Annotated in this window: 3 protein-coding genes; all 3 read left to right on the top strand. The window is 37.7% G+C overall.

What is annotated here, in order from left to right:
• Positions 1–111 precede the first annotated feature (111 nt).
• Positions 112–648 (top strand): phage antirepressor N-terminal domain-containing protein, encoded by a 537-nt coding sequence (locus J1N10_RS21470; RefSeq protein WP_262328657.1) that lies wholly within the window; start codon positions 112–114, stop codon positions 646–648.
• Positions 649–653: 5 nt separating this feature from the next.
• Positions 654–944 (top strand): hypothetical protein, encoded by a 291-nt coding sequence (locus tag J1N10_RS21465; protein ID WP_212220848.1) that lies wholly within the window; start codon positions 654–656, stop codon positions 942–944.
• 3 nt (positions 945–947) lie between these two features.
• The coding region (locus J1N10_RS21460; protein WP_262328656.1) for a DNA primase at positions 948–1771 on the top strand (824 nt) is incomplete at its 3' end.

The raw sequence follows: 1771 nt of genomic DNA, 5'->3' as shown, positions 1-1771 counted from the left end.
AGCCACAAAGAGATAAAGCAAATAATAACCGCCCTTGGCAATTAGCTCGGTTCCGGCAGGGTTGTTCAAGGGTAGCCCTGCCATTATTTAAGTATCAAATTCAGAACGATTATGAAGACAAAGACAGTAGCAAGAATTAAAGATGTTAGCATCATGCTTATTGATGATGCAGAAAAGTTAGTCCCCATTAAACCAATATGTCAAGCTTTAGAAGTTAATTACTCAAGCCAGTTAGAAAAGATTAAGAGTGATGAAATATTGGGTTCAACTGTACCGCTCAGGGGTATAGTTGCTGCCGATGGAAAAGAACGAGAAATGGCTTGTATTCCTTTTAAGCTTGTATTTGGTTGGCTATTTACAATTAACCCCAAGAATGTCAAGGCTGAGGCTAAAGAACAAATCATTAAGTATAGGCTGGAATGCTACAATGCCCTTTTTAATTATTTCACCGACCAGGGAGAGTTTTTAGAGCAAAAACAAAAGGCTTTGGAAAAGCAATTAGAAGAAGTGGAACGAATACGAAATGATTATAGCGACCAAAAGAAGCTGCTCAATGATGCAAGAAAAACACTTAACGATATTAAGGAGCTGACTTTTGAAGAATGGCAAATGAATAAAAGACAATTATCTCTGGACTTTCCAAACTAAAACACATGACAGTATTAGCACCGAATACGGTATCTAAGTTATATTATTTCGATAACCGCATAAAGAGTTTCTATGAAAAAAACGGCTACTCCAACGTTCCGTTTGATGGCAATAAAATTCAGAAAATGATTGAAGATTCACAGTTGGAGCTAAATGCTCTCTTTTACAAGATTTGGGGTTCAGATATGGGCTACCACCTGTTAGATAAGTTTTACGATTTCAGGGGTAACGTGTATGAGTTCTTTATGAGCCTTGATAGCAGTAACCGTGAGTTATTGACAGGAAAAGATTGGTAGCCGATGGATGTAAAAAGGGTCATAGAGCAAATCAATGATGAAGTTTACGAGGTTGTCTCCAATTTTGTCACACTAAAAAAAGCAGGGATTAATTACAAAGCTTGTTGTCCGTTTCATAATGAGAAAACGGCTTCGTTCAGTGTTAATCCGGCAAAAGGAATCTTCAAATGTTTTGGTTGTGATAAAGGCGGTAATGCCATTGAGTTTATTAAGGAGCATGAAAATGTTGAATTTAAAGAAGCTGTTGAAATTGGTGCAAAGCTTTTGAACCTCAATTTTGAATGGAAGAAAAGCACCAATTGGGATGAAGCCAAATTCAAACATGAAGAAAGCCTGAAAATTGCTTGTAGTATTATTGAGAAGTTCTTTTTGGAACAGGTTAATCACAAAGATGCCCAACAGTATATCAAGGAGCGTAACATGGCTATTCCTGAAAACGGCAGCTTCAATATTGGTTATGCTCCAACGGACAATGCTCTACTGTCCCATGCACGAGGAAAAGGATTAAAAACAGAGATACTTGAAGAAATTGGCGTACTTAAAAGCAATGACAAAGGCGTTTATGACTTTTTTAGAAACCGATTGATATTCCCTGTTTCCAACTCACGAGGTCAGACTATTGCATTTGCCGGGCGTGACCTGAATGAAAATCCGAAGGTCAAGTATTTGAATACACCTGAAAGTAGCATCTACATAAAAGGCAATGAGCTGTATGCTTTAAATGTGGCTCGCTTTGCCATTAAAAACAATGACAGAGCATATATAGTTGAAGGTTATTCCGATGTGCTTCGGATGCACGATATAGATGTGGTAAACACAGTTGCGAC

This window comes from Carboxylicivirga litoralis, from assembly GCF_025499605.1.
Lineage (GTDB): Bacteria > Bacteroidota > Bacteroidia > Bacteroidales > Marinilabiliaceae > Carboxylicivirga > Carboxylicivirga litoralis.
Note: the sequence above shows the minus strand (reverse complement) of the source record. Positions and strands in the feature narration are given on the sequence as shown.

What these genes read in the sequence shown, in the direction of transcription:
- J1N10_RS21465 (WP_212220848.1), top strand. Translation starts at nt 654, where the DNA reads ATGACAGTATTAGCACCGAATACGGTATCTAAGTTATATTATTTCGAT.
- J1N10_RS21470 (WP_262328657.1), top strand. Translation starts at nt 112, where the DNA reads ATGAAGACAAAGACAGTAGCAAGAATTAAAGATGTTAGCATCATGCTT.